Annotated in this window: 22 protein-coding genes; 17 read left to right on the top strand and 5 right to left on the bottom strand. The window is 71.5% G+C overall.

All coding sequences use genetic code 11. The features are described from left to right. The first annotated feature begins 158 nt into the window (after positions 1-158). The 3 genes from STRVI_RS46775 to STRVI_RS37835 all read left to right on the top strand — a co-directional run bounded on the left by STRVI_RS46775 (position 159) and on the right by STRVI_RS37835 (position 5,332). Entirely contained in the window at positions 159-773 is a 615-nt protein-coding gene (locus STRVI_RS46775; protein ID WP_014060847.1) for a hypothetical protein, read from the top strand. Next, positions 770-994, top strand: a complete 225-nt coding sequence (locus STRVI_RS37840) for a hypothetical protein (protein WP_014060846.1) — start codon at positions 770-772, stop codon at positions 992-994. Before STRVI_RS46775 ends, STRVI_RS37840 begins: the two co-directional genes overlap by 4 nt. A gap of 249 nt (positions 995-1,243) precedes the next feature. Beyond that, the gene (locus STRVI_RS37835; RefSeq protein WP_014060845.1) at positions 1,244-5,332 is read left to right on the top strand and encodes a discoidin domain-containing protein; all 4,089 of its coding nucleotides are present in this window, start codon (positions 1,244-1,246) and stop codon (positions 5,330-5,332) included. Positions 5,333-5,465: 133 nt separating this feature from the next. Here STRVI_RS37835 and STRVI_RS37830 read toward each other — a convergent pair whose 3' ends face one another. Then, on the bottom strand, positions 5,466-6,524 hold the full coding sequence (locus tag STRVI_RS37830) for a LacI family DNA-binding transcriptional regulator (protein WP_014060844.1): 1,059 nt from the start codon (positions 6,522-6,524) through the stop codon (positions 5,466-5,468). 183 nt (positions 6,525-6,707) lie between these two features. On the opposite strand from STRVI_RS37830, the gene STRVI_RS37825 reads away from it, so the two are divergent. The 11 genes from STRVI_RS37825 to STRVI_RS37775 all read left to right on the top strand — a co-directional run bounded on the left by STRVI_RS37825 (position 6,708) and on the right by STRVI_RS37775 (position 18,806). Next, positions 6,708-7,865 carry a Gfo/Idh/MocA family protein gene (locus tag STRVI_RS37825; RefSeq protein WP_014060843.1) on the top strand — a complete coding sequence of 386 codons (1,158 nt, stop codon included), beginning with the start codon at positions 6,708-6,710 and terminating at the stop codon, positions 7,863-7,865. 7 nt (positions 7,866-7,872) lie between these two features. Further along, positions 7,873-8,847: a PmoA family protein gene (locus STRVI_RS37820; RefSeq protein WP_014060842.1), complete on the top strand. Its 975-nt coding sequence runs from the start codon at positions 7,873-7,875 to the stop codon at positions 8,845-8,847. A gap of 5 nt (positions 8,848-8,852) precedes the next feature. Further along, the gene (locus tag STRVI_RS37815; RefSeq protein WP_014060841.1) at positions 8,853-9,602 is read left to right on the top strand and encodes a cupin; all 750 of its coding nucleotides are present in this window, start codon (positions 8,853-8,855) and stop codon (positions 9,600-9,602) included. 69 nt (positions 9,603-9,671) lie between these two features. Further along, on the top strand, positions 9,672-10,961 hold the full coding sequence (locus STRVI_RS37810) for an ABC transporter substrate-binding protein (protein ID WP_014060840.1): 1,290 nt from the start codon (positions 9,672-9,674) through the stop codon (positions 10,959-10,961). Further along, positions 10,958-11,920 carry a carbohydrate ABC transporter permease gene (locus tag STRVI_RS37805; RefSeq protein ID WP_014060839.1) on the top strand — a complete coding sequence of 321 codons (963 nt, stop codon included), beginning with the start codon at positions 10,958-10,960 and terminating at the stop codon, positions 11,918-11,920. Before STRVI_RS37810 ends, STRVI_RS37805 begins: the two co-directional genes overlap by 4 nt. Continuing rightward, positions 11,917-12,798 (top strand): carbohydrate ABC transporter permease, encoded by an 882-nt coding sequence (locus tag STRVI_RS37800; RefSeq protein ID WP_014060838.1) that lies wholly within the window; start codon positions 11,917-11,919, stop codon positions 12,796-12,798. The genes STRVI_RS37805 and STRVI_RS37800 overlap by 4 nt, the downstream gene beginning before the upstream one ends. A gap of 6 nt (positions 12,799-12,804) precedes the next feature. Then, positions 12,805-13,389, top strand: a complete 585-nt coding sequence (locus tag STRVI_RS37795) for a hypothetical protein (RefSeq protein ID WP_014060837.1) — start codon at positions 12,805-12,807, stop codon at positions 13,387-13,389. Between the two features lie 19 nt (positions 13,390-13,408). Beyond that, a complete protein-coding gene (locus STRVI_RS37790; protein WP_014060836.1) occupies positions 13,409-15,223 on the top strand; it encodes a hypothetical protein in 1,815 nt (604 codons plus the stop codon). A 429-nt stretch (positions 15,224-15,652) separates the two neighbouring features. After that, positions 15,653-16,813, top strand: a complete 1,161-nt coding sequence (locus STRVI_RS37785; protein WP_014060835.1) for a Gfo/Idh/MocA family protein — start codon at positions 15,653-15,655, stop codon at positions 16,811-16,813. Next, complete coding sequence (locus STRVI_RS37780; RefSeq protein ID WP_014060834.1) at positions 16,810-17,979, top strand: dihydrodipicolinate synthase family protein; 1,170 nt, start codon at positions 16,810-16,812, stop codon at positions 17,977-17,979. Before STRVI_RS37785 ends, STRVI_RS37780 begins: the two co-directional genes overlap by 4 nt. Further along, complete coding sequence (locus STRVI_RS37775; RefSeq protein WP_014060833.1) at positions 17,976-18,806, top strand: sugar phosphate isomerase/epimerase family protein; 831 nt, start codon at positions 17,976-17,978, stop codon at positions 18,804-18,806. The genes STRVI_RS37780 and STRVI_RS37775 overlap by 4 nt, the downstream gene beginning before the upstream one ends. Positions 18,807-18,928: 122 nt before the next feature. On the opposite strand, the gene STRVI_RS37770 is transcribed toward STRVI_RS37775, so the two are convergent. Further along, entirely contained in the window at positions 18,929-19,351 is a 423-nt protein-coding gene (locus STRVI_RS37770) for an organic hydroperoxide resistance protein (protein WP_014060832.1), read from the bottom strand. Positions 19,352-19,475: 124 nt separating this feature from the next. Next, positions 19,476-20,537, bottom strand: coding sequence for a hypothetical protein (locus STRVI_RS37765; RefSeq protein ID WP_014060831.1), 1,062 nt, complete (start codon positions 20,535-20,537; stop codon positions 19,476-19,478). Between the two features lie 280 nt (positions 20,538-20,817). Between STRVI_RS37765 and STRVI_RS37760 the strand changes: the two genes are divergently transcribed. The 3 genes from STRVI_RS37760 to STRVI_RS37750 are packed head-to-tail and all read left to right on the top strand — an operon-like array spanning position 20,818 to position 24,325. Further along, positions 20,818-21,804, top strand: a complete 987-nt coding sequence (locus STRVI_RS37760) for a helix-turn-helix domain-containing protein (protein ID WP_050994081.1) — start codon at positions 20,818-20,820, stop codon at positions 21,802-21,804. A gap of 50 nt (positions 21,805-21,854) precedes the next feature. Then, positions 21,855-22,757 (top strand): MBL fold metallo-hydrolase, encoded by a 903-nt coding sequence (locus tag STRVI_RS37755; protein ID WP_014060829.1) that lies wholly within the window; start codon positions 21,855-21,857, stop codon positions 22,755-22,757. Then, positions 22,754-24,325 (top strand): carboxylesterase/lipase family protein, encoded by a 1,572-nt coding sequence (locus STRVI_RS37750; RefSeq protein ID WP_014060828.1) that lies wholly within the window; start codon positions 22,754-22,756, stop codon positions 24,323-24,325. The genes STRVI_RS37755 and STRVI_RS37750 overlap by 4 nt, the downstream gene beginning before the upstream one ends. On the opposite strand, the gene STRVI_RS37745 is transcribed toward STRVI_RS37750, so the two are convergent. Next, positions 24,284-24,637, bottom strand: coding sequence for a hypothetical protein (locus STRVI_RS37745; protein WP_014060827.1), 354 nt, complete (start codon positions 24,635-24,637; stop codon positions 24,284-24,286). The genes STRVI_RS37750 and STRVI_RS37745 overlap by 42 nt on opposite strands. After that, positions 24,634-25,266: a SigE family RNA polymerase sigma factor gene (locus tag STRVI_RS37740; RefSeq protein WP_014060826.1), complete on the bottom strand. Its 633-nt coding sequence runs from the start codon at positions 25,264-25,266 to the stop codon at positions 24,634-24,636. The genes STRVI_RS37745 and STRVI_RS37740 overlap by 4 nt, the downstream gene beginning before the upstream one ends. Between the last annotated feature and the right edge of the window lie 25 nt (positions 25,267-25,291).

Genomic DNA, 25,291 nt, shown 5'->3' with positions numbered 1-25,291 from the left:
GTACTCGCTCCGTCATCGGGTCAGCGTCTGATGCGCTTCGTCACTGGGGCGTAATCGCACGCACACTTAGCGTGATCCTTAACGAGGCGGCGTCGGCCCTTGCTCCCGCCAGGAACTTGTTCGGCGCCGCCCCTCGCAGATCAGCAGGGGAGCCCGACGTGACGACCAGAGCCTTAGCGTGGACACCGCCGCCTGCCACGGATGTCCAGGCGTTACCCGCAGGCAAGTGGTGGGATGCCGTACGCGCCGCGCCCCTCGTCGGAGAGCGCGCCCTGCAGCTCCTCGGAGACGAGAACGGCGCCGTCATCCAGGACAAGCACGGCACCCTGTACTGGCTCGTCGAGGTGGGCTCCGCCGCGAGCTGGCAGCTGCGGCAGGTCCGTGTCCTGACCGAGCTGGCGGACGAGTGCACGTACCTCGGCGTGCCGCCCAGCTCCTGGACCACGCCGCCCGGCACCCACTGGCGCGTTCCGCTCTCGGTCGACCACTACTTGACCGACGCCTGGAAGCTGTGGGGGGCGCTGGCCGAGGCCGACCGCGTCGAATACGGCCGCGCCCCGGAGGGCCGCCAACTCTGCCACCACTGCGGGCTGCCCACCGACGAACCGATCCCGATCGAGGTGGAGAACGGCGGCAGCGGCAGCGGCAACGGCAGCGCCGTCGGCAAGACCACGTATGCCTGCCCCACGCACGCGCCGCTCCACTCGAAGCACTCGCGCTCACGCGGGCTCACCTCGGCGGCCGTCGCGAAGCACGAAGGGCAGCGCGGATGACGACCTGCCCCCAGCCCTCGCTCCTGCCCGGCGTCGAGCTGCCGGACGCCGACACCCTGACCGGGCCGCAACTGCAAGGCTGGCACTGCGCCCTGTGCGAGCGGCGGCTGTTCGCCGACCAGTTGCTCGGCACGGTCGGGTGGACCTGCGGCGGCACCACCGAGGTGGTCGAGCTGTGGGTGTGCCGACCGCTCTGCGAGAAGGCCGCCGATACCGCGTAGAGCCGTCCGGTACGCCTTTCGTCCCGCCCGCGCCGGTGTGGTCCTCGGTGCGGGCGAGGCGCTGCTGGTGGGCGTCGTCGCACTCTGCGCCGGCCCCGCCCGTCCAGGCACCGGAACCGCCCATTCATGTCGCGGGGGTTGACAGGGATCGCTGGGCGACACAGCCTATGGCAACGTTGTCATCCTGGCTCGGTGCGAGGGCGTGCGGAGCCGGTTCGGCTTGCGCTTTTCTGATGGGACGTCACATACATGACAGAACAGTCGGGTTCGTCACGCCTTCCGTCGCGACGGACCGTCGTCGCCACGGGGACCACCCTGCTGGCCTCGCTCGGCCTCGGATCCGTGCTCCCCGTGCCGCCTGCTGCTGCCGCAGCCCCCACCGGCGCATCGGCCGAACCCTCCAGCTCCGGCCGACTGTCCCTGTACCGCCCCGTCTCGGCCTCCTCGACGGCCTACGCGGCCACGCCCGGCACCTTCGTGGTCGACCGGCTGTCCTCCCCGGGCGTCAGGGGCAGCGGATGGCGCGCCGAAGGCGGTGACCCGCAGTGGGTGGCCGTCGACCTCCAGTCGGCCTGCGAGGTCACCCACATCCGTCTGACCTTCGAGGCGGATTCCTCGGATCCGGTCTACACGCCGCCCACCTCGGGCAATGTGCACAGCGGCACCACCGGCAAGGAGATCCAGTCGAGCTACGCGCTGGTCTTCGTCGTGGAGACGTCCTTGGACAACGAGTCCTGGACCACCGCGTACCGCAGCACCGCGGGCACCGGTGGCGTCGTGGACATCCGGCTCGCCCGGCCGGTGCGGGCCCGCCACGTACGCCTGACCTCCCAGAAGCGCTCCAGCCCGCTGCCGCTCGGCCTCAACGGCTTCGAGGTGTACGGCACTGCCCGGGGCCACCGCCCCTCGGCCACCGGCTGGACCGACTGGGGCACCCACAAGGGCGAGGCGCCCCCGCTCGCGGTCGCCGACGACGGCACCGTGCCCGTGGAGTCGGGCTGGCGGCTCACCATGGACGACTGGGCCGACGGCGACGGCGCCCGGCTGTCGAAGGCGTCCGTGGACACCAGCGCCTGGCTGCCGGCGATCGTCCCCGGCACGGTGCTCGGTTCGCTCGTGGAGCAGGGCAAGCTGCCCGACCCGGTGGCGGGCCTGAACAACCTCCGCGTTCCGGAGGCCCTGTCGCGCCACTCCTGGTGGTACAAGCGGGACTTCGCGCTGCCCCGCGCTCTGCGCACCGGCGCCGGCCGGCGTGTGTGGCTGGAGTTCGACGGCGTCAACCACAAGGCCGACGTGTGGCTGAACGGCGAGCGGGTCGGCGACCTGACGTACCCGTTCGCCCGCGCCGCGTTCGACGTCACGCGGCAGCTCACGGGGGACGGCGAGAACGCGCTCGCCGTGCGGATCACCCCGATGCCGGTGCCCGGCAGCCCGGGGGACAAGGGTCCGAAGGGCGAGTCGTGGGTGGACGCCGGCGCGTCGTCGATGAACCTCAACTCCGCGACGTACCTGGCCTCGTCGGGCTGGGACTGGATGCCCGCGGTGCGTGACCGCGCGGCCGGCATCTGGAACCACGTCCGGCTGCGGTCGACCGGGCACGTCGTCATCGGCGACGCGCGCGTGGACACCGTGCTGCCGGAGCTGCCGGACGTCTCGGTCGCCGAGCTGACGATCGTCGTCCCGGTCCGCAACGCCGACTCCGCCGACCGCCGTACGACGGTCACCGCGTCCTTCGGCGGCGTCCGGGTGTCCAAGGCCGTCACCGTGCCGGCCGGCAAGAGCGTCGACGTCGTCTTCGCGCCCGACGCCTTCGGGCGGCTGCGGCTGCGCAACCCCAAGCTGTGGTGGCCGAACGGTCTCGGCGAGCCCAACCTGCACGACCTCACCCTCACCGCCTCCGTCGAAGGGCAGGAGAGCGACCGGCGCACCACCCGCTTCGGCATCCGCCAGTTCGGCTACGAGTACAAGGTGCCGTTGCCGTTCGCGGCGTCCGGCGACTCGTACACCCAGACGGTCACCTTCGACCGGCAGCAGGCGCGGTACGTCCGGATCAAGTGCGGGACGCGGGCGACCTCCTGGGGCAGCTCGCTGTGGACCCTGGCCGTGCGGGACAGCACCCGGCCGGCCCTCGACCTCGCCCTGCACGCGCCCGCCGAGTCGTCGAGCACGGACGGCGACGACCACGGTCCGGGCAACGCGACCGACGGCGATCCGGGCACCCGCTGGTCCTCGGCGTTCGAGGACGACCAGTGGATCCGTGTCGACCTGGGCTCGGCGCGCTCCGTCGACCAGGTCGACCTCACCTGGGAGCAGGCGTACGCCAAGACCTTCGTCGTGCAGGTCTCCACGGACGACGCCGAGTGGACCGATGTGAAGTCGGTGGACAACGGGGCCGTGCCGCTGCCGTTCAACAACGGCAACGCCAGCCTCCAGGTCGAGGACTTCGACCAGCGGGCCGCCCGCTATGTCCGGATAAGCTGCGGTCTGCGCAACACCAGCTATGGCAACTCGCTGTGGTCCCTCGGAGTCATCGACCGGGCCGAGCCCGGGACCGACCTCGCCCTGCGCAAGACGGTGACGGCGTCGACGCAGGAATCCGATCACCCCGCCTCGAACGCCACCGACGGCGACGCGGGCACCCGCTGGTCGTCGCAGTACGAGGACCACCAGTGGGTCCAGGTGGACCTGGGATCCGCGCAGAAGTTCGACCGGGTGGCGATCCTCTGGGAGTCGGCGTACCCCAAGACCTATGTGATCCAGGTGTCCGACGACGGTGAGCAGTGGACCGACGTCAAAACCGTGTCCAACACCCCGGACCCGCTGAAGATCAGCGTCAACGGGGTGCGCGTGCTGGCCCGCGGCGGCAACTGGGGCTGGGACGAACTGCTGCGCCGCATGCCCGCCGACCGCATGGACGCGGCGGTGCGCATGCACCGCGACATGAACTTCACCATGATCCGCAACTGGGTGGGCAGCAGCGACCGGGAGGAGTTCTTCGCCGCCTGCGACCAGCACGGCATCCTGGTCTGGAACGACTTCCCCAACGCCTGGGGCATGGACCCGCCGGACCACGAGGCGTTCATCTCGCTCGCCCGCGACACGGTGCTGCGCTACCGCCTCCACCCGTCCGTCGTGATCTGGTGCGGCGCCAACGAGGGCAACCCGCCCGCCGCCATCGACAAGGGGATGCGCGAGGCGGTGGAGCAGCAGGTGCCCGGCCTGCTCTACCAGAACAACTCGGCCGGCGGCATCATCACGGGCGGTGGCCCCTACGGCTGGGTCGAACCGGAGAAGTACTTCGACCCCATGACGTACGGCAGCAGGGACTTCGGCTTCCACACCGAGATCGGCATGCCCGTCGTCTCCACCGCGGCGAGCCTCCGCGCCATGACGGGTGACGAGCCGGAGTGGCCGATCAAGGGCGCCTGGTACCACCACGACTGGAGCGAGCGCGGCAACCAGGCGCCCCAGGTGTACAAGGCCGCCATCGAGGCGCGCCTCGGCGAGGCGGGCGATCTGGACGACTTCGCCCGCAAGGCGCAGTTCGTCAACTACGAGAACGCCCGCGCCATGTTCGAGGCGTGGAACGCCAACCTGTGGGACAACGCCTCCGGGCTGATGCTGTGGATGTCCCACCCGGCCTGGCACAGCACGGTCTGGCAGACGTACGACTACGACTTCGACGTCAACGGCACCTACTTCGGCGCCCGTTCGGCCTGCGAGCCGCTGCACGTGCAGGCCGACCCGGCGCACTGGCAGGTCATCGCGGTGAACCACACCGCGACCGATGTGCACGGCGCGACCGTCACGGCCGAGCTGTACGACCTGTCCGGCCGTCTGCTCGGCAAGCCCGCGGCGACCCGTGTGAACGTCGCACGGTCGACCACCACGAAGGCGTTCACCGCACCCTGGTCGGACGACCTTCCGCCCCTGCACCTGCTGCGCCTCACCCTGAAGGACGCGAAGGGCGGGCAGCTTTCGCGGAACACCTACTGGCGCTACCGCGATCCCGCGGCACTGCGGCAGCTCAACCAGGCGAAGCAGGTGAAGCTGACCGGCGAGGTCACCGAGGTGACCCGCGCCGCGGACCGCCACGGCCTGACGGCGAGGATCCGCAACCGGGGCTCCTCCGTGGCCGCCATGGTCCGCCTGTCCCTGCTGGAGCGGCCCGACGGGCCCCGGGTGCTCCCCACGCTCTACAGCGACAACTACCTGTGGCTGCTCCCCGGCGAATCCCGCACGGTCGAGCTGTCCTGGCCGTCCGCGGCCGGCTCGCCCCGGCACCCGGTGCTGACGGCACAGGCGTACAACAGCCCGGTCGCGACGCTGCGCGGGTGAACGTCCGTGCCCCGGTTCCGGAACCCGGGCCGGAAACCGGGGCACCGCGTCGGGCGAAGAGATCTCCGCGAGTCGGCCGGAGTCGGTGGACACGAACAGGGCTCAGCCGCCCGGTGGGTGCGGGGACTGGGGTCTAACCTCGCGGCGGCGCCGTGGAGGCGCGGGCCATCAGTTCGGCGCGGACCATCGCCACCCCGCCCGGCGGCTGCGGCTCGCGGCCCAGGGCCAGGCGCCCGGCCCGGGCGCCCGCCTCGTGCAGGGGCAGCCGCATCGTGGTGAGGGCCGGGACCGCGTCCGCGCTGAACGGAAGGTCGTCGAAGCCCGCGACCGAGACGTCCTCGGGGATCCGCAGGCCCTGGTCGCGCAGGGCCGCGCAGACGCCGAGCGCGATGGTGTCGTTGGCGGCGACTATGGCCGTCAACCCCCGGTCGCGGCGCAGGAGTTCGAGGGTCGCGTCGTAGCCGGAGGCGCGGTCGTACAGGCCGTGCACGGTCAGCCGCTCCAGGTCGGCGTCGAAACTGTTCACTTCGGCGGCGCCGAGCGCCGCCCGGTGGCCCTCCAGCCGGTGGCGGGTCGTGGTGCGCTCGGCGGGGCCCGCCACATAGCCGATCCGGCGGTGGCCGAGGGTCAGCAGATGTTCGGTGAGGCGGCGGGCGCCGCCGCGGTTGTCGAAGGTGAGGGTGGTCGCGTCCGCGATCGGCGGGCGGCCGCACAGCACCACCCGGGTGCCGGACGCGGCCAGCCGGGACGCCTTGGTGGCCACGGCGGCGGCGTGGTCGGGGTGCTCGACCGCGCCGCCGGTGAGCACGACGGCGGCGGCGCGCTGCCGCTGCAGCAGGGTGAGGTAGTTCAGCTCGCGCTCGGGCGAACCACCGGTGTTGCAGATGACCGCGAGCTTCTCGGCGCCGCGGCCCGGTTCGCCCGTCGGCGCGCCCATCTCGGCCTGTACGGCGCCCGCCATGATGCCGAAGAAGGGGTCCGCGATGTCGTTGACGAGCACCCCGACCAGATCGGAGGTGGCGGCGGCGAGGGCGCTGGCCGGTCCGTTGACCACGTACTCCAGCTCATCGACGGCGCGCAGCACTCGCGTCCGGGTCGACTCGGCGACGGGGTAGTTGCCGCTCAGGACGCGCGACACGGTGGCCGCCGAGACCCGAGCCCGTGCCGCCACATCGGCCAGGGTCACTGCCATGTTTCCTCCGTTGGATGGTCACCCGATGGTCACCTTCTGGGACGCCGTGCGCACTTGTCGGCGCCCCCATGCTCTCACTCCATGAGCGGCGCGATTCTGCCGTCCAGGGTCTTGTCCTGTCATCCGGACCATGCCTAGGGTCCTCCCCAGCAAGCGCTTACCCCCGGCGAGGAGCCTCAGCCCATGGCCGCAGCAGCCACCGCCCGTATCCGTGCCGCAGTCGTCGGCACCGGAGCCATCGTCACCGGCAGCCATCTCACCGCACTACGTGATCACGCCGACCGCGTGGACCTCGTCGCAGCCGTCGACGTGGCCGCCGACCGGCTCGACGCCTTCCGCGCCACCGCGGCCGAGGGCGGCACCTTCGCCGTCACCGGCTATACCGATGTGGCGGCCATGCTGGAGGCCGAGCGCCCCGACCTGGTCCTCATCGGCACCCCGCCCTCCCTGCACCGCGAACAGACGGTGGCCGCGCTGAAGGCCGGCGCCTGGGTGCTGTGCGAGAAGCCGCTGTGCCTCACGCTCGCCGAGTACGACGAGATAGCCGCGGCCGAGCGGGAGGCGGGCGGCCCGTACGCCTCGGTGGTCTTCCAGCACCGCTACGGCTCGGGCGCCGTCCACGCCCGCGAGCTGCTGGCCGAGGGCGCCCTGGGGCAGCCGCTGGTGGCCCACTGCCAGACCACCTGGCACCGCGACACCGCCTATTACGCGGTGCCGTGGCGCGGCCGCTGGGAGACCGAGGGCGGCGGCCCCTCGATGGGCCACGGCATCCACCAGATGGATCTGCTGCTCCATCTCCTTGGCGACTGGACCGAGATCCGCGGCATGGCCGGACGGCTGATCCACGCGGTGGAGAGCGAGGACGTGTCCACCGCGCTGGTGCGGTTCGGATGCGGCGCCATGGCCACCGTCGTCAACAGCGTGCTCTCCCCGGACGAGGTCAGCCGGATCCGTATCGACTGCGCGGACGCCACCGTCGAGCTGACCCATCTCTACGGCCACCGCAACGACGACTGGGTCTACACCCCCGCCCCGCACGTCCGCGACGAACCCGCCCGGCAGCAGCGCTGGCGCACCCCGGCCGCCGATCTGCCCAGCTCGCACGGGGCCCAACTGACCGGGCTGCTGGACGCGATGCGCGACGGCGTACGGCCCCCGGGCAGCGGCCAGGACGCCCGCCGCACCCTCGAGTTCATCGCCGCGCTCTACAAGGCGGCCTTCACCGGACAGCCCGTGCGCGCGGGCGAGATCGTGCCCGGGGACCCGTACTACGACGCCATGCACGGCGACCACCCCGCATGGGCGCCGAAGGCAGCGACCGCCACCACCAAGGAGAGCTGAGGCCGCCATGACCCAGCGCATCACCGTCACCCACACCCACGGCGAGCGGATCTCGGTCGCCTCCGGCGGCGTCGAGCTGATGGCCTACGTCTACCGGCCCGACCCGGAAGCCTTCGAGGCCCGTAAGCCCTACGCCCACCCGCTGCGCACCCTCGCCGGAAACCCGGTCTCCGGCTACCGGCCCAGCGACCACCGCTGGCACAAGGGCCTGCAGATGACCTCCAGCCATCTGTCCGGCCAGAACTTCTGGGGCGGCAACTCCTACCTCGGCCCCGAGCAGGGCTACCAGCACGTCGAGGAGCGCGTCGGCTCGATGCGCCACGACGGCTTCGAGGAGTTCGCGGTCGCCGACGACCGGCTGCGCTTCGTGGAGACGCTCACGTGGGTCGCCAATCCTTCTGTACAACACAGCGGCGGCCAGGAGTGGGCGCGCGAGGTGCGCACCATCGAACTCCACTCGGTGGAACCGGAGGAGGGCACCTGGGCCCTGGACTGGTCCATCCGCCTCACCAACATCCGCGGCGAGGCCCTGCACTTCGGCTCCCCGACCACCGCCGGCCGGGAGATGGCCGGGTACACCGGGCTCAACTGGCGCGGCCCGCGCGACTTCACCGGCGGCGACGTGATCGGCCCGGACGGGCGCGGCGGCGAGGGCGAGAAGGGCGCCTCGGACCTGATGGGCACCCCGGCCGCCGAGGCCCCCTGGGTCGCGTTCACCGGTGAGCACGACGGCGTCGACGGGCACTCCACGCTGCTGTTCGCACACGCGCCGGAAAACCTCGACCACACCGACGCGATCCACGCCTCCCACTGGTTCGTACGCTCCGAGCCGATCCCCTCGGTCGCCCCCTCCTGGGCGTTCTTCGAGGAGTTCGAGCTTCCGCCGGGGGAGTCCTTCGGCTACCGCTACCGGGTGGTGGTCGCGGACGGCGCCTGGGACCGGGCGCGCGCCGAGGGCTACCTCGAGAACCACGGGTGGTGAGCCGCATGAGCGAGATGTTCGCCCCGCTGCCGGGCGGTGTGGGGATGTCCCACATCAGCGCGTACGAGTGGGAGGCGGCCGACGGGGTGTGCGGCGGCAGCCCCCATCTCCATCTGGCCTGCACCGAGGCGTATGTGGTCACCGCGGGACGCGGCGCCGTGCAGACCCTGACCGTCGGGGACGGCTTCACCGAGACCCCGCTGGAGCCGGGCGCGGTGGTGTGGTTCACCCCCGGCACGGTGCACCGGATGGTGCAGGGCGGCGGCCTCAAGGTGACCGTGCTGATGCAGAACAGCGGGCTGCCGGAGGCCGGGGACGCCGTCTTCACCTTCCCGCCCGAGGTGCTGGCCGACCCCGAGCGGTACGCGGCGGCCGCCGCGCTGCCCGCCAAGGAGGGGCCGGAGGCCGACGCGGCCGCCCGGCGCCGCCGGGACCTGGCGATCGAGGGCTATCTGACGCTGCGGGCCGCCGCCGAGAAGGGCGACGACGGACCGCTGCGCGCCTTCCACGAGGCGGCGGTGCGGATCGCCGCGCCCAAGGTGAAGGAGTGGGAGCCGCGCTGGCGGGACGGGGCGCTCGCCGCCGCGCGGCGCACCGGAGAGCAGCTCACCGCGCTCGCCGCGGGCGACCCCTCGCATCTGGCCGAGGCGCGGGTCACCGCGACCGGGCCCAGCCGCCGGGGCGGCTACGGCATGTGCGGCCGCCGGGACGAGTACGAACTGCCCGGTGTCACGCTCCCGTACTACGGCGAATAGCAGCCGTAGCACACCACCACGCACGCTCATACGCTGGGCGGACAATTCAGGAGGGAGGTCGGCTCCGGTATGCGCAGAAACAGGACAAAGGCGTCCTGCGCCCTGGCTCTCGTGCTCACGCTCGGGGGGACCCTCACGGGCTGCGGCGGCGATGGCGGCGGCGGCTCGGGCGGCAAGGTCAGCCTGCGGTTCACCTGGTGGGGAAACCCCGACCGGGCCGCCCGCACCGAAGAGGCCGTGGGGCTCTTCGAGGAGCGCCACCCCGACATCGACATCAGCACGTCCTTCGCGGGCTTCGACACCTACAAGGCGAAGCTGGCCACGCAGGCGGCGGGCGGCGACGCCCCCGATGTGATGCAGCTCGACTACCGGCAGATCAACCAGTACGCCACCTCCGGCATCCTGCTGAACCTCGGCAAACACCCCGAGCTGCGCACCTCGGAGATCGACAAGGGGCTGCTGGCCACCGGAGTGGTGGACGGCGAGCAGTACGCGCTCCCGGTGGCCCGCGGCACCGAGACGATGGCGTACGACGCCACGCTGTGGCGCAAGGCGGGCGTCCCCGCACCCACCCTGACCTGGACCTGGGACGACTGGGCCGATGCGATGCGCAAGCTGGCGGCGTCCCCGGCGACACAGGGGCGGGTCGGCTCCACCGACCCGGGCCAGAGCGAGGACGTCTTCGAGATCTGGCTGCGCAGCCGGGGCAAGTCCCTCTACGCCAAGGACGAGAAGCTCGGCTTCACCGCCGACGATCTGACGCGTTACTGGGAGTGGTGCACGAAGCTCCGTAAGGAGGGCGCGGTCTCGTCCGCCGAGCAGACCACCCAGATGGACGGCACGGTGGAGAACACTCCGCTGGGCCGGCTGAAGTCCGTCGCCGACTTCAACTGGGACGCCCCCGTCAGCGGCTATTCGGCCATCGTCGGCGAGGGGCTGAAGCTGGCACCGTTCCCGGTCGGCGAGGACGGCACCCCCGGGCAGTACTTCAAACCGTCGATGTTCTTCGGCGCCTCGGCCAAGACCGGACACCCCAAGCAGGCGGCCCAGTTCATCGACTTCCTGCTCAACGACAAGGAGGCGGGCGCCATCCTCGGCGCCTCCCGCGGCATCCCGGCCAACGACGCCATCCGGCAGGGCGTCCTGCCCAAGCTGGAGGGCTTCGACCAGGTCATCTCCACCTACCAGAAGCAGTTCGAGGGCAAGCTGAAGGACCCGCCGCCCGCGCCGCCCAAGGGTGACACCTCACTGCAGGGCACCTTCTCGCGCGACTACGACCAGGTCAGTTACGAGCGCCTGTCGCCGCGCGAGGCGGCAAAGAACTACATCACCGAGGCGAAGGCGGAGCTGAGGCAATGACCGCGACCGCGACCCGCCCCCAGGACGCCGCGCCCCCCGCCACCGGCGGCAGGCGGGCGCCGAAGCGCGAGCGGCAGGGGGCCGCCTGGGTGTTCCTGTCCCCATGGGTGCTCGGCGCCGCCGTGCTGACGCTGCTGCCCATGGCCGTGTCCCTGTATCTGTCGTTCACCGACTACGACATGTTCGACGCGCCCCAGTGGATCGGCTTCCGCAACTACACGCAGATGTTCACCGAGGACCCCCGCTACTGGCGGTCGGTCATCACGACCCTGACGTATGTCGTGATCGCGGTGCCGCTGCAGCTCGCCATGGCGCTCGCCGTCGCCATCGCGCTGAAGTCGGTCAAGCGCGGCAAGGGCTTCTACCGCTCGGCGTTCTACGCGCCCTCGCTGCTCGGTGCGTCGATGTCCATCGCCCTGGTCTGGCGGGCGATCTTCAACGACGGCGGCTCGGTGGACAACCTGCTCTCCGGCATGGGCATCGACATCGGCGGCTGGATCAACAAGCCGGGCTGGGCCATCCTGTCGGTCGCGCTGCTGACCATCTGGCAGTTCGGCGCCCCCATGGTGATCTTCCTGGCCGGGCTCCAGCAGATACCCGTCGAGCTGTACGAGGCGGCGGCGGTCGACGGGGCCTCCTGGTGGCGGCAGTTCCGCTCCATCACCATCCCGATGCTCTCCCCGGTGCTCTTCTTCAACCTGGTGCTCCAGATGATCCAGGCGTTCCAGGTCTTCACCCCCGCCTTCGCGGTCAGCGCGGGCAAGGGCGGACCCGCCGACTCCACGCTGGTCTACACGCTCTACCTCTACGACCGCGGCTTCACCGCCTCCCATATGGGCTACGCCTCCGCCATGGCCTGGGCGCTGCTGCTGGCCATCGGGGTCGTCACCGCGGTCCTCTTCCGCACCTCCCGGGCCTGGGTCTTCTACGCCAACGACAACAACGAGGGGGCCCGATGACCACCGCCCCGATCTCCACCGCCCCGGCCGCCCCGGCGGCGCGGCGGCGGCCCGCCGGCCGGATCGCGCTGCACGCCTGCCTGATCGCCGTGCTGCTGGTGATGCTCTATCCGCTGGCCTGGCTGCTGGCGACCTCGTTCAAGCCCGCCGACGAGGTCATCGCCAGCCTCAAGCTGCTGCCCAGCCACTTCGAATGGAGCAACTACTCCACCGCCCTGGACGGGGTGAACGAGGTCAGCGTCGGACGGCTGCTGTGGAACTCGCTGCTCATCGCGTGCGGCGCGGTGCTCGGCAACGTCATAAGCTGCTCGCTCGCCGCGTACGCCTTCGCGCGGCTGCGGTTCAGGATGCGCGGTCCGCTCTTCGCGTTCATGATCGCGACGATCATGCTGCCGCACCACGCCATCCTCATTCCGCAGTACATCATCTTCAACCAGCTCGGCATGGTGAACACCTACTGGCCGATGATCCTGCCGAAGTTCCTGGCCACCGACGCCTTCTTCGTCTTCCTCATCGTGCAGTTCATGCGCGGACTGCCGCGTGAGCTGGAGGAGGCTGCGCGGATCGACGGCTGCGGGCCCTTCCGCTCGTTCTTCAGCGTCATCCTGCCGCTGACCCGGCCCGCCCTGATCACCACCGCGATCTTCACCTTCATCTGGACCTGGAACGACTTCTTCACCCAGCTCATCTATCTCTTCGAGCCGGAGAAGTTCACCCTGACCCTGGCCCTGCGGTCCTTCGTGGACGCCTCCAGCCAGTCGGCCTTCGGCCCGATGTTCGCGATGTCCGTGTTCGCCCTGCTGCCCATCGTGCTCTTCTTCCTCGCGTTCCAGCGATTCCTGGTCGAGGGCATGGCCAGCTCCGGACTGAAGGGGTGACCGGCCATGGACACCGCCACCAGACGTGAACCCGGCGAGCTGTTCGGCCCGCGCTTCGCGCTCTTCGCCGACGTCCTGGCGGTGGGCCTGGCCACGGCCGCCGCCTCGCTGCCGCTGATCACCGCCCCGGCCGCCATGTCCACGGCCTGCGCCGTCCTGGACCGGCGGGTGCGCCAGGACGCGCCCACCACGGCGGGCGGCTATCTCCGCGCGCTGCGGAGGCGGCTGCGCACCGGCGATCTGCTGGCCGGGGCGGGGCTGCTGGCCGGCGGCGCCCTGCTGCTGTTCAACGCGCTCGCGGCGGGCGCGGGGCTGCCGGGCGCGGTGCTCTTCCGGCCCGCGCTGCTCGCCGTGGCCGGACTGCTCGCCGTCGTCTATCTGCGGGCCTGCGCCCGCCCCGAGTCGGCGACGAGCTGGCGTACCGCGCTGCGCTCGGCGGCGTACGACAGCGTGCGCGGGCCCCGGGCGAGCGGCGTGCTGCTGCTGGCCGTCGCCACCGCCGCCGTCTGCGCCTGGGCCTATCCGCCGCTGCTCTTCCTCGTCCCCGGCCCCCTCGCGATCGCCGCCAGAGCCACGGAGCACCACCTTTGAGAGCCACGGAGCACCACCGATGACGCCCCTGCCCCGCCGTCACTTTCTCGCCGGGACCGCCGTCGCGGGCGGGCTGCTGTCCGTCGGCGCTCCGGGTGCCGCCTCGGCCGAGGGCCGGGCCTCCGCCGCGGGCCGGGTCGACAAGCCGTTCCTGGCCCTGCTCACCGAGGCGGCCGACGCCCGGGTGGCCGAGGTCGTGGACGGGCTCGACGCGGTCCTCGACCAGCTCAACAACCTCGGCCAGGCCCGCCCCGCCGCCCGGAGCCTGCGGCTGCTCACCTCCGTGCATGTGTGGGGCGACGCCGCCCACCACCACGACGGCGCGCTGATCGCGCCGATGACCCGGCTCGTGGACGCCCTGGCCGCCGCCCAGTTCGACGACGGCCTGTACGACCAGGGTGCGGTCCACTCGCCCCCGGACACCGCCTTCTCGATCGTCGATCTGGGCCTGGTGTACGGCCTGCTGGACGCGGACGGCCACAGCGGCACCCGCGCGATCCGCGCCACCTTGAAGACGATTCTGCTCAAGGCGGGCAAGGGCCTGTCCACCGGCGGGGTGCACACCCCCAACCACCGCTGGAAGGTGTGCGCCGCGCTGGCCAGGATCAACTCCTTCTGGCCCGACGCCCGCTACGCCCGCCGTATCGACGCCTGGCTGGCCGAGGGCATCGACCAGTACGACAGCGGCCAGTACAGCGAGCGCAGCGCCACCTACGCGCCCATCGTCACCAACCCCTCGCTGCTGACCCTGGCCCGGCTCACCGAGCGCCCGCGGCTGTACGACCCCGTGCGCCGCAATCTGGAAGCCACCCTGCACCTCCTGGAGCCGGGCGGCGAGGTGGAGACGGTGCATTCGCGCCGCCAGGACCAGAAGTCCCTCAAGCATCTGTCCGAGTACTGGCTGCAGTTCCGGGCGCTGGCGCTGCGGGAGCGGGACGGGCGGTTCGCGGCCGTCGCCGCCACCATCCAGCGGCGCGGGGCGGACCAGACCTTCGACGAGACCCCGCTGGGGGACTTCCTGGCCGAGGTGCTGGACCATCCGGAGCTGGCCGCGCCGCTGCCCAAGGCCACCGGGGTGCCCGGGGAGTTCACCTTCCACGACCGGGACTGCGGGCTGGTGCGGATCGCGAAGGGGAGGACGCGGACCACGATCTTCGGCGGCACCGACTTCCCCGACGTGCACGCGATCTCCTCGGGTCTGTCCACCAACCCGACGTTCTTCAAATGGCGCAAGGGCGCGGCCATCCTGGACTCGCTCCGGCTGTCCCCGCAGTTCTTCTCGCTCGGCCACTTCCGGGCCGAGGACGTGGAAGCCACGGCGGACGGCTGGCGGCTGTGGGCCGAGGTGCGGGCCGGATACCATCTGCCGCTGCCGCCCCAGCACCGCCGCCCCGACGGGCGGTATCCGCTGACCGACGACGGCCGGTTCTGGTCCGCGATGGACTTTCCACACCGCCCCAAGGAGTGGCGCACCCTGCGCACCGAGATACGGATCGCGGAGGCCGACGGCGGCTGGAACCTGGACCTCCACATCGGCGAGTCCGAGGTCCCGTTCGCCCTCGAACTGTGCTTCCGCAGCGGCGGAAAGCTGACCGGGGCCGACCCCGTGCCCGGCCAGAAGGACACGTATGCGCTGGTCAAGGGGTACGGGACATATACGGCGGGCGATGACGTGATCACCTTTGGGCCCGGCAACGGCAGCGGCCCGCGCCAGCCCGCCGTCGTGGACTCCGGCGAGCGCTATAGCTGGATGGGCGGCGATCTGACCCCGGCGGGACAGCGGGTCCTGATCACCGGGCGTTCGCCCCTGCGCTATCGGCTGACGCTGCGCTGAAGCGCTGACCGGCCCCTTCCCGCCCCTGTGTTCGGTCTGTACAGGGGTGGGGCGGGGCAGCTAGCGTTGAGCATTAGAAAGCGCTTACTGTCACGTGAGGAGAAGAACCCACTTGAACCCTCCCCCCAGCTGAAGCAGGGGGATTCCTGGCTCAGGAAGCCCCGCAAGTCAGCGACCTGAAAGGTCTTACTCCCTCAGCGCCAGCCGGGACGGAACCTGCCCGGCTGCCCGAAAGCGTTGGGTTGCGCTGGCTTGGTTCTCGCTCAGCACGTTGTGCGTGCTTGGTTCTCGCAACGCACGACACATACCTTACCCGATCGTATGGGTGGGATTTCGCCCCTGGAGGCGAATTCCCCTTCCTTGCCCCGATCTGCAGGGGTTCGATTCCTCCTCCGCCTGAAGGCGGGGGCATCTCTCGAAGGAGACCAGGTGACACGCAAGACAGTGCGGATCGCCATGAACGGTGTGACCGGCCGGATGGGCTACCGCCAGCACCTCGTCCGCTCTCTCCTCGCCCTTCGCGAACAGGGCGGCCTGGACCTCGGCGACGGCACCGTGCTGTGGCCCGAGCCGCTGCTCGTCGGCCGCCGGGAGCACGTGCTCAAGGAGATGGCCGAGCGCCATGGCCTCGACCCGGTCGCGGATGTCTCGACCGACCTGGACGCCGTGCTCGCGGACGACCGCGTCGACATCTACTTCGACGCCCAGGTCACCGCCGCCCGCGAGGAGGCCATCAAGAAGGCCGTCGCGGCCGGCAAGCACATCTACACCGAGAAGCCGACCGCCACCGGTCTGGCGGGCGCCCTGGAGCTGGCCCGGCTCGCCGAGGCGGCGGGCGTCAAGCACGGGGTCGTCCAGGACAAGATCTTCCTGCCGGGGCTGCTGAAGCTCAAGCGCCTCATCGACGGCGGCTTCTTCGGCAGAATCCTTTCGGTGCGCGGGGAGTTCGGCTACTGGGTCTTCGAGGGCGACTGGCAGAGCGCCCAGCGGCCCTCCTGGAACTACCGGTCCGAGGACGGCGGCGGCATCGTTGTCGACATGTTCCCGCACTGGGAGTACGTGCTCCACGAGCTGTTCGGCGCCGTGCGCACCGTCCAGGCGCAGGCCACCACCCACATCCCGACCCGCTGGGACGAGCAGGGCAAGCCGTACGAGGCCACCGCCGACGACGCGGCCTACGGCGTCTTCCAGCTCGAGGGCGGCGCCATCGCCCAGATCAACTCCTCCTGGGCGGTTCGGGTGAACCGCGACGAGCTGGTCGAGTTCCAGGTCGACGGCACCGAGGGCTCGGCCGTCGCGGGGCTGCGCAACTGCCGCGCCCAGCACCGCTCGGCCACCCCCAAGCCGGTCTGGAACCCCGACCTGCCCGCCACCGAGTCCTTCCGCGAGCAGTGGCAGGAGGTGCCGGACAACGAGGAGTTCGACAACGGCTTCAAGGCGCAGTGGGAGCTCTTCCTGCGCCATGTCGCGCTCGACGAGCCCTGGCGCTGGGACCTGCTGGCCGGTGCGCGCGGCGTCCAGCTCGCCGAGCTGGGCCTGAAGTCGTCGGCCGAGGGCCGCCGTCTCGACGTACCGGAGCTGAGCCTGTGACTCTCCACCTCCCCGTGCCGGGCGGCACGACCCGCCCCTACGAACCCCGCACCGAGCCGCTGTCGCTCACCCCCGGGGCCCCCTTCACCTCCCGCGTCGTCTTCTCGGCCGCCCATGTGGTGGCCGACCCGTACGCCGATGTGACCCCCGACAGCCCGGCCGCCGTCGACTGGGACGCCACTCTGGCCTTCCGCCGCCATCTGTGGTCGCACGGGCTGGGCGTGGCCGAGGCCATGGACACCGCCCAGCGCGGCATGGGCCTGGACTGGGCGGCCGCCGCCGAGCTGATCCGCCGCTCGGCGGCCGAGGCCAAGGCGGTCGGCGGCCGGATCGCCTGCGGCGTCGGCACCGACCAGCTCTCCGCCACCGAGATCGGCTACCCCTACAGCGTGGCCGAGGTCCGGGCCGCCTACGAGGAACAGCTCGCCGTCTGCGAGGAGTCCGGCGCCCGGGCCATCCTGATGGCCTCGCGCGCCCTGTGCGCGGTGGCCAAGGGCCCCGAGGACTTTTCCGAGGTCTACGGCCATCTGCTGCGCCAGTCCGCCGAGCCGGTGATCCTGCACTGGCTGGGCCCGATGTTCGACCCGGCCCTGGAGGGCTACTGGGGCAGCACCGACCTGGACGCCGCCACCCGCACCTTCCTCGACGTCATCGCCGCCCACCCCGACAAGGTCGACGGCATCAAGGTCTCCCTGCTGGACGCCCAGCGAGAGATCGACCTGCGGCGCAAACTGCCGGACGGGGTGCGCTGCTACACGGGCGACGACTTCCACTACCCCGAGCTGATCGAGGGCGACGACCAGGGCTTCAGCCACGCCCTGCTCGGCATCTTCGACCCGCTGGGCCCGCTGGCGGCCGAGGCCGTGCGCAGGCTGGACACCGGCGACGCCACCGCCTTCCGGGCCCTGCTGGACCCGACGGTGGAGCTCTCCCGCCACCTCTTCCAGACCCCGACCCGCTACTACAAGACGGGCGTGGTGCTGCTGGCCTGGCTGGCGGGCCACCAGTCGCACTTCACGATGGTCGGCGGCCTCCAGTCGGCCCGCTCGCTGCCGCATCTGGCGCGGGCGTACGAACTGGCGGACGGTCTCGGCCTGTTCCCGGACCCGGCGCTGGCCGAATCCCGGATGAAAGACCTGCTGTCCGTGTACGGAGTCGCCCGATGAGCGCCGTGTCCCGGCTGAGCCTCAACCAGGAAACGATCAAGCAGTGGTCGCTGCCCGAACTGACGGAGGGCTGCGTCAAGGCGGGCGTCACGGACGTGGGCCTGTGGCGCGAGCCGGTCCAGAAGTACGGCGTGGCGGCCGCCGCCGAACTGGTGCGGAACGCGGGCCTGACCGTCACCAGCCTGTGCCGGGGCGGCTTCTTCACCGCGATCGACCCCGAGGCACGCGCCACGGCCCTGGCCGACAACCGTAAGGCCATCGACGAGGCCGCGACCCTGGGCACCGACACCCTCGTCCTGGTCTCCGGCGGCCTCCCGCCCGGCAGCCGCGACCTCTTCGCCGCCCGCGAGCGCATCGCCGACGCGCTGGGGGAGCTGGCCCCGTACGCCGCCGACCACGGCGTCCGCCTGGCCATCGAGCCCCTGCACCCCATGTACGCCGCCGACCGCTGTGTGGTCTCCACCCTCGCCCAGGCCCTCGACCTGGCCGAGCGCTTCCCGGCGGACCGGGTGGGCGTGATCGTGGACACCTACCACCTGTGGTGGGACGACACCGTGGCCACCCAGATCGCCCGCGCGGGCGCGGGCGGCCGCATCGCCGCCTTCCAGCTCGCCGACTGGATCACGCCCCTCCCGGAGGGCGTCCTCCTGGGCCGGGGCCAACTGGGCGACGGATCGGTGGACTTCCGTTGGTTCCGCGAACAGGTCGACGCCGCGGGCTACACCGGCCCGATCGAGGTGGAGATCTTCAACCCGGACCTCTGGGCCCGGGACGGCGCGGAGGTCCTGGCGGAGGTCGCCGACCGCTATCGGGCGCTGGTGCTCTGAGTCCATCGCGCGGGCCGCGGTGTGGCGAACGTCCCCGCTGCGAGGCGCGCTGACCCGGAGCCGGTCGTGCCCGGCTCCGGGCCCGCCGATGTCCGCTGGGGCGACAGGCGTGACGTCCCGGGTCAGACCGTGGCCTGGAGAACCACGTCGATGTTGCCTCGGGTGGCATTGGAGTACGGGCACACCTCGTGCGTGGTCCGCACCAGTTGGTCGGCCGTGGTCTGGTCCAGGCCGGGCAGGTGCGCCGTCAGCGTGACGGCCAGGTTGAACCCGCCGCTGTCGAGGGCGAACAGGCTCACCGTGGACTGGACCGCCGACTCGGTCAGCCGCACCTTCTGCTGGCCCGCGATCAGCCGGAGTCCGTTGTGGAAGCAGGCGGCGTACCCGGCGGCGAAAAGCTGCTCGGGGTTGGTCTTGCTGCCGCCGGGGCCGCCCATCTCCTCCGGGATGGCGAGCATCTCGTCGAGTACTCCGTCGATGGAGCGGACTTCCCCGTTTCGGCCGTCACCGGTCGAGACGGCCTCAGTGGTGTAGAGCGCGGACATGGTGATTCCTTTCGTGTGTGCCACAGATCGTGGGCGGTTTCCGGTCGCCTGCCGCATCGCTGTCGCGGAGGGTTCCGGCAGGCGGAGACTCAGGTGAGGTGAGGGGCCGGCGGGCGGGCCGGGGTCACTTGACGGTGACCGGGCGCAGGGTGAATCCGTCGTTGGGCTTGCCCATCAGCAGTGCGGCCAGGCCACCGCTGAGCGCGTACGTCGAGCCTCGCGGGCCGGCCGAGACGCCGCTGGTGACCGGGTCGGTGACGGTGTCGGTGACGGTCACAGCGGCCGACGTCCAGTGGTCAACGGGACGCACCCGTTGCACCACGGCGGCCTTCCCGCTGAGCAGCCCACTGCTGACCGCGGCGAGCGAGCCGTCCGGCAGGACCCGAAGGCCCGCGGTGAGAGCGGCGAGCTTGCCGGAAAGCCGGACCGCACCGGCCTGCTCGGGGTGACGGGTGGGCACCCGCACCAGGGAGCCGTCCGCCTTGGCGATGATCAGGACGTCCCCCGGCATCCATGCCACGGCGGTCTGGCCCACACCGGTCAGGAAGTCCGGAATGTCCACCGTCCCGGCCAGGAGATCGTTCCGCAGCAGGACGGAGGCCCGCCCATGGCGGTCGATCCGGAACACCGTCGGGGTCAACTGGTCGACGGCGTACGCCGTGCCGTCCGGAGCCACCGTCACATCGGCCAGCAGGTGCTGCTTGCCGTCGTCTGCGACCTTGTTCAGGTCGACGTACCAGTGCCGGCGCCCCGTGGTCGCGTCGTAGCTCGCGACACCGGCGACACTCAGCTTGGTGGACGGTGCGGAGCGGTCGGCGAGTCCGTAGTCCACGTTGGTGGCCAGTACGCGGTGTCGCCTGGAGTCGACGCGGACCGCCTGGACGGACACCAGGTCCTTGTCGTCGACGAGGGTGCGCACGGTCCCGTCCCGGCCGACCGTGGAGATGGTGCTGTGCGCCAGCGAACCCACCACGAACTTCCCCGTCCGCGCGTCGTAGTCCACGGAGTGGGGGAACACCCTCGGGCCCTTGGCGTCGATGGTGTGCACCGGGCATGGCTGGATGTCGCCGGACACCCGGATGTGCTGGTGGCGGGGGGCATGGGCCGCGGTGGTGGTGGTCAGGGCCGTGCCGGCCGTCGTCACCGCGGCAACGACCACGGCGATCGCGGAAAGCGTCAGTCTCATGGGTATCCCTCTCTCGAAAAAGCCCTGGCTGAACGGCGATTGACAGCACGTACAAGCGAAGGCGAGCGCCTCGTGGAAACGACGACGACCACGTCGTCGAACCGGGGTGGGTGCCGTATGACGCGGGTCGGCTCCCATCCGTGATGGGGCCGGGTGCCGGGCTCGTGGCTTCGAGTGTGGCGGCTGCCGGATCGTCCTGCCTGCCCCTGCCAGGGGCAGGCAGTTGCGTGGCACTGACAGCGTCAGGCTGCGCGGCGCCGGGGCCTTCATACTCGGCCGCATGGACAAGAAGCTGCGGTTGGGTGAGTTCCTGCAGATGCGTCGGGCGCAGTTGCGGCCGGCGGATGTGGGACTCCCCGATTTCGGAGAACGACGGCGCGTGCCCGGGCTGCGACGGGATGAGCTGGCCCAGTTGGCGGGGGTGAGCCTGTCCTACTACACCCGGCTGGAGCAGGGGGTGTCGCTCAACGCGTCGCCCGAGGTGCTGGACGCTCTTGCCCGTGCCCTCGGTCTGGATGAGGTGGAACAGGCCCACCTGCACGATCTGGCTCACGCCACGCGGCGCGGCGGAAAGCGCCGCAGGCTGGCGCCCGAGCACGCGGGCGACACGACCCGGCAGTTGCTCGCGGCGTTCGGTGACGCACCCGCGCTCGTGCTGGGACGCCGCAGCGACGTGCTGGCCTGGAACCGTACGGGACACGCCTTGTTCGCCGGGCATCTGGACGCGCACATCCCCGATCAGCCGGACCGGCGACCGAACATGGCGCGGCTGGTCTTCCTGGACGCCCACACCCGGGAGCTGTTCGTGGACTGGCCGAAGAAGGCCAGGGCGGTCGTGGGGAAGCTGCGGCTCGCTGTCGGCCAGTATCCGGACGACCCGATGCTGGCCACGCTGATCGGCGAACTGGCGATGAAGAGTACGGAGTTCGCCGGTCTGTGGTCCGAGAACCGGGTCAGGAGCTGGGATATCGCGGCCTACCGCATGCGTCATCCCCTTGTCGGCCAGATGCAGCTCAATCTGCAGAGCCTGGTGCTGCCCCAGGAGCCCGGGCAGCGCGCCGTCGTGGCCACCGCCGAGGCCGGTTCGGCCTCACAGGCGGCGCTGCACCTGCTCGCCCAGGCCGGCGCCCCGGCCACCCGGCAGGGGCGGCGCGGCTCCGAGACCGCCGGGTCGGCGCGGGACCGGCGCTCCGAGACCACCGGATCCGCGCGGGACCGGCACTCCGAGACCGCCGGGTCGGCGCAGGACCGGACCAGCGCGGTCTGACAATCCCTCCCCGCGAGAGAGCCGCGAGAGCGGCCCACACGAAGGACGACATGGATTCCATCACCCTGGGCGACGTGCACGTGACGCGTGTCGTGGAGTTCGAGACCCCCACCCGCCCTCCGGGCACCATGTTCGAGGACATCCCCCCTCAGGTGTGGGACGGCAATCGCTCCTGGCTCGCTCCCGACCACTGGGACCATCAGGCGGGACTGCTGATGACCCGGATGCAGACCTTCGTCCTGCGCAGCGAAGGCGCGACGATCCTGGTGGACACCGGGGTCGGCAACGACAAGGCCCGTCCGTCCATGCCCCTCTTCGACCATCGGAGCACCGACTACCTGGTCGGACTGGCGGCGGCCGGCGTCGCGCCCGAGGACGTCGACGTGGTGGTCAACACCCATCTGCACGCCGACCACGTGGGCTGGAACACCCGGCTGGTGGGCGGCGCGTGGGAACCCACGTTCCCCAACGCCAGGTACCTGATGCCGCGTGCCGACTACGAGTTCCTGCGGCCGGGCAGCTCCCATACCTCGCGGACGCGAGAGGTCAACGAGAAAGCCTTCGCCGACAGCGTCGCGCCGGTCCTGCGCAGCGGTCAGGCCGTGTTGTGGGAGGACAGCCATGACATCGACGGCGCCCTGCGGCTGGAGTACGCGCCCGGACACACTCCCGGATCCTCGGTGCTGACGCTGCGGTCGGGCGATGAGCGGGCGGTGTTCGTCGGCGATCTGCTGCACAACCCGGTGCAGATCATCGAGCCGGACGCCAATAGCTGCTTCTGTGAGGATCCGGCCGCGGCGCGCGCTTCCCGGCGACGCGTACTCGACCAGGCGGCCGATCAGAACGCGCTGGTCTTCCCCGCACATCTGCGCGGCCGGTCGGCGGTGCGGATATCGCGTCGAGGCTCGTCGTACGACATCCAGTCGTGGGCCCCGTTCGCGGAGCGGGCGTGAGCGTCGCGCCGGTGGTCCGCACCACGGGTGGCCTGGTGCGCGGCACACTCGACGCGGGTGTCCGGACTTTCACCGCCATCCCCTATGCCGCTGCCGTGACGGGGCCCGGGAGGTTCGCCGCGCCCGCTCCGGCACCGCGCTGGGACGGCGTACGCGAGGCGACCGCACCCGGTGAGACCGCGCCGGCCCCGGCACGTGCGGAGTTCGGCGGCATGGATCTGTCTCCTGTGCTCGGACGGGGCTGGGCGCCCCGGCGGCCAGGGTCGGGCCCGGCCCCTGACGCCGGATATCTCACGGTGACCGTCACCACCCCGGAGATTCCCGCGGGCGGGCTTCCGGTGCTGGTCTTCGTGCACGGCGGGGGGCTCACCTCCGGAACGGGACAGGCACCGCTCTACGACGGGTCGTCCTTCGCCCGTAACGGCGTCATCGTCGTCACCCTCAACTACCGCATCGGGATCGCGGGGTGGCTCGATATTCCCGGCGCACCGGCCAACCGGGGACTGCTCGGCGTCATCGCCGCGCTCCGCTGGGTGGGCGAGAACATCGGCGCCTTCGGCGGCGCCTCCGACAAAGTGACCGTCGCGGGGCAGTCCGCCGGGGCGATGATCGTCGCCGCGCTGCTGGCCAACCGGGAGGCCGAGCGCGAGCGGCTGTTCAGCCGGGCGATCATCCAGAGCGGCGGCGGTTCGGCCGCGATCACCGCTGAGCAGGCGGCGCTCACCACCCGGGCGGTGGCCGAAGCACTGCAGGTGCGGGCCACACCCGAGGAACTGGGCGCGGTCGACGACCGGCGCCTGACCGAGGCGCTCCGGACGATCGGCCCGGTCGCCGTCCGGCCGGGCGACCCCCGTGACACCTCGCTCGGCAACAGCCCCTTCAGGTGCGTCATCGACGGCCGGACGCTGGAGTGCCAACCCGTCGCCGCCGTACGCGAGGGCCGGGGGGCCACCGTGGATCTGCTGATCGGCACCAACCGGGAGGAAGCCAACCTGTACACCGTCCCGTCCGGTGCCATCGCCACGATGAGCGAGACCGAGCTGCTGGCGGTCGCCGAGCGGCGCCTCACCAACCCCCGGCAGCAGCTCGCCGCCTACCGGGCGGCGGAACCGGAGTCCCGGCCCGGCGACGTGGCCGGCGATCTCATCACCGGGACCTTGGCGAACGCCAGTGCGCTCCTCACCGACGCCCACGCCCGCCACCGGCGGGCCCGCACTTTCGCCTATCGGTTCGCCTGGCGGTCCACCGCCTTCGACGGCGCTCTCGGCGCATGCCACTGCGTAGAGCTGCCGTTCGTCTTCCACCAGACCGGTCTGCCGGAACTGTACGGCGAAAACGCCCTGCTCGGCACGGGCCGCCCGCCTCCCGGCCTGGCCGACAGCACGCACACCGCCTGGGCCGCTTTCCTCCGCGACGGCGATCCGGGCTGGACACCGTACGACACCGATACCCGCACCGCCGCGGTGATCGATGAGCAGTGGAGCGAGATCGACCTGAGCCCGCACGGCGCCACGGCGCTTGTCGAGTCAGCGCCCCGGGGAGACGGTCTCGGGCCGGGCGGGCGGTGAGGTGGGGGAGGGCTTGAACGTGGGGGAGGTGTTCGACGAGGGCGTCGAGGTGGCCGGGGAGGAGGTGCGGGGGTCGCGGGCGGGCGGGGCCGGGCGGTTGTCCTCCGGGGAGCCGGACAGCAGCAGGAAGGCCACGGCCGCCGCCGCTGCCGCCGCCACGGCGACGGCGGATGCGACCCGCCGGATCCGCCGGGTGCCCCAGGCCGGGCCGGTGGGCGGCCGGTACGGGGACAGCTCGTGGGCGTCGATGAGCCGCGCACGGGCGTCGAGCGCGGCGCGCAACCGTTCCTCGACGGGTGGGGGGGTGCTCATCGGGCCGCCTCCAGCAGCTTTTCCAGAGTGACGAGCGCACGGCTCGCGGTCGACTTCACGGTGCCTCGGGAGACGCCCAGCGTTTCGGCTATCTGGGCCTCGGTCAGCTCCGACCAGTAGCGCAGCACCAGCACCTCGCGCTGGCGCGCGGTGAGTTCGGCCAGCGCGTCGAGGACCTGCCGGTGTTCCTCGGCGAGCAGCAGCGGCTCGTCCACGGGCGCTCCCGGCCCCTGGTACGGCGGGGTGTAGGCGCGTGCCGTACGCCGTCGGCGCAGCACCGAGCGGGCGGCGTTGACCACGGCGGTGTGCAGATAGGCGTGCGCGTCCTGGAGGCTGTCCAGCCGTGAACCGTGCCGGCGGCAGACGGCGGCGAAGGCGTCCTGGACGACGTCCTCGGCGGTGTGCAGGTCGTCCACCAGGAAGACCGCCAGCCGGATCATGTCCAGCCGCCGGGCCTGGTACAGATCGGCCAGGGTGGGGCCGGGCTCGCCGTCACCCCGGCCGCCCACCGGCCTCAGCGCCCGCAGCCGCCGCCCGGCGCGCTCCGTCTCCACCGGCGGCGTCGAGGCGGTCGTCCGGGCGCGGCGGAGCAGCCGGGTCCACCAGGGCAGGACAAGAGTGAGCTGCATCGTCCTCGTTCACCTCATCGGTGGG

This window comes from Streptomyces violaceusniger Tu 4113 (assembly GCF_000147815.2).
GTDB classification, from domain to species: Bacteria; Actinomycetota; Actinomycetes; order Streptomycetales; family Streptomycetaceae; genus Streptomyces; species Streptomyces violaceusniger_A.
The sequence above is the reverse complement of the archived record's forward strand: the minus strand, read 5'-3'. Positions and strand labels throughout refer to the sequence as shown.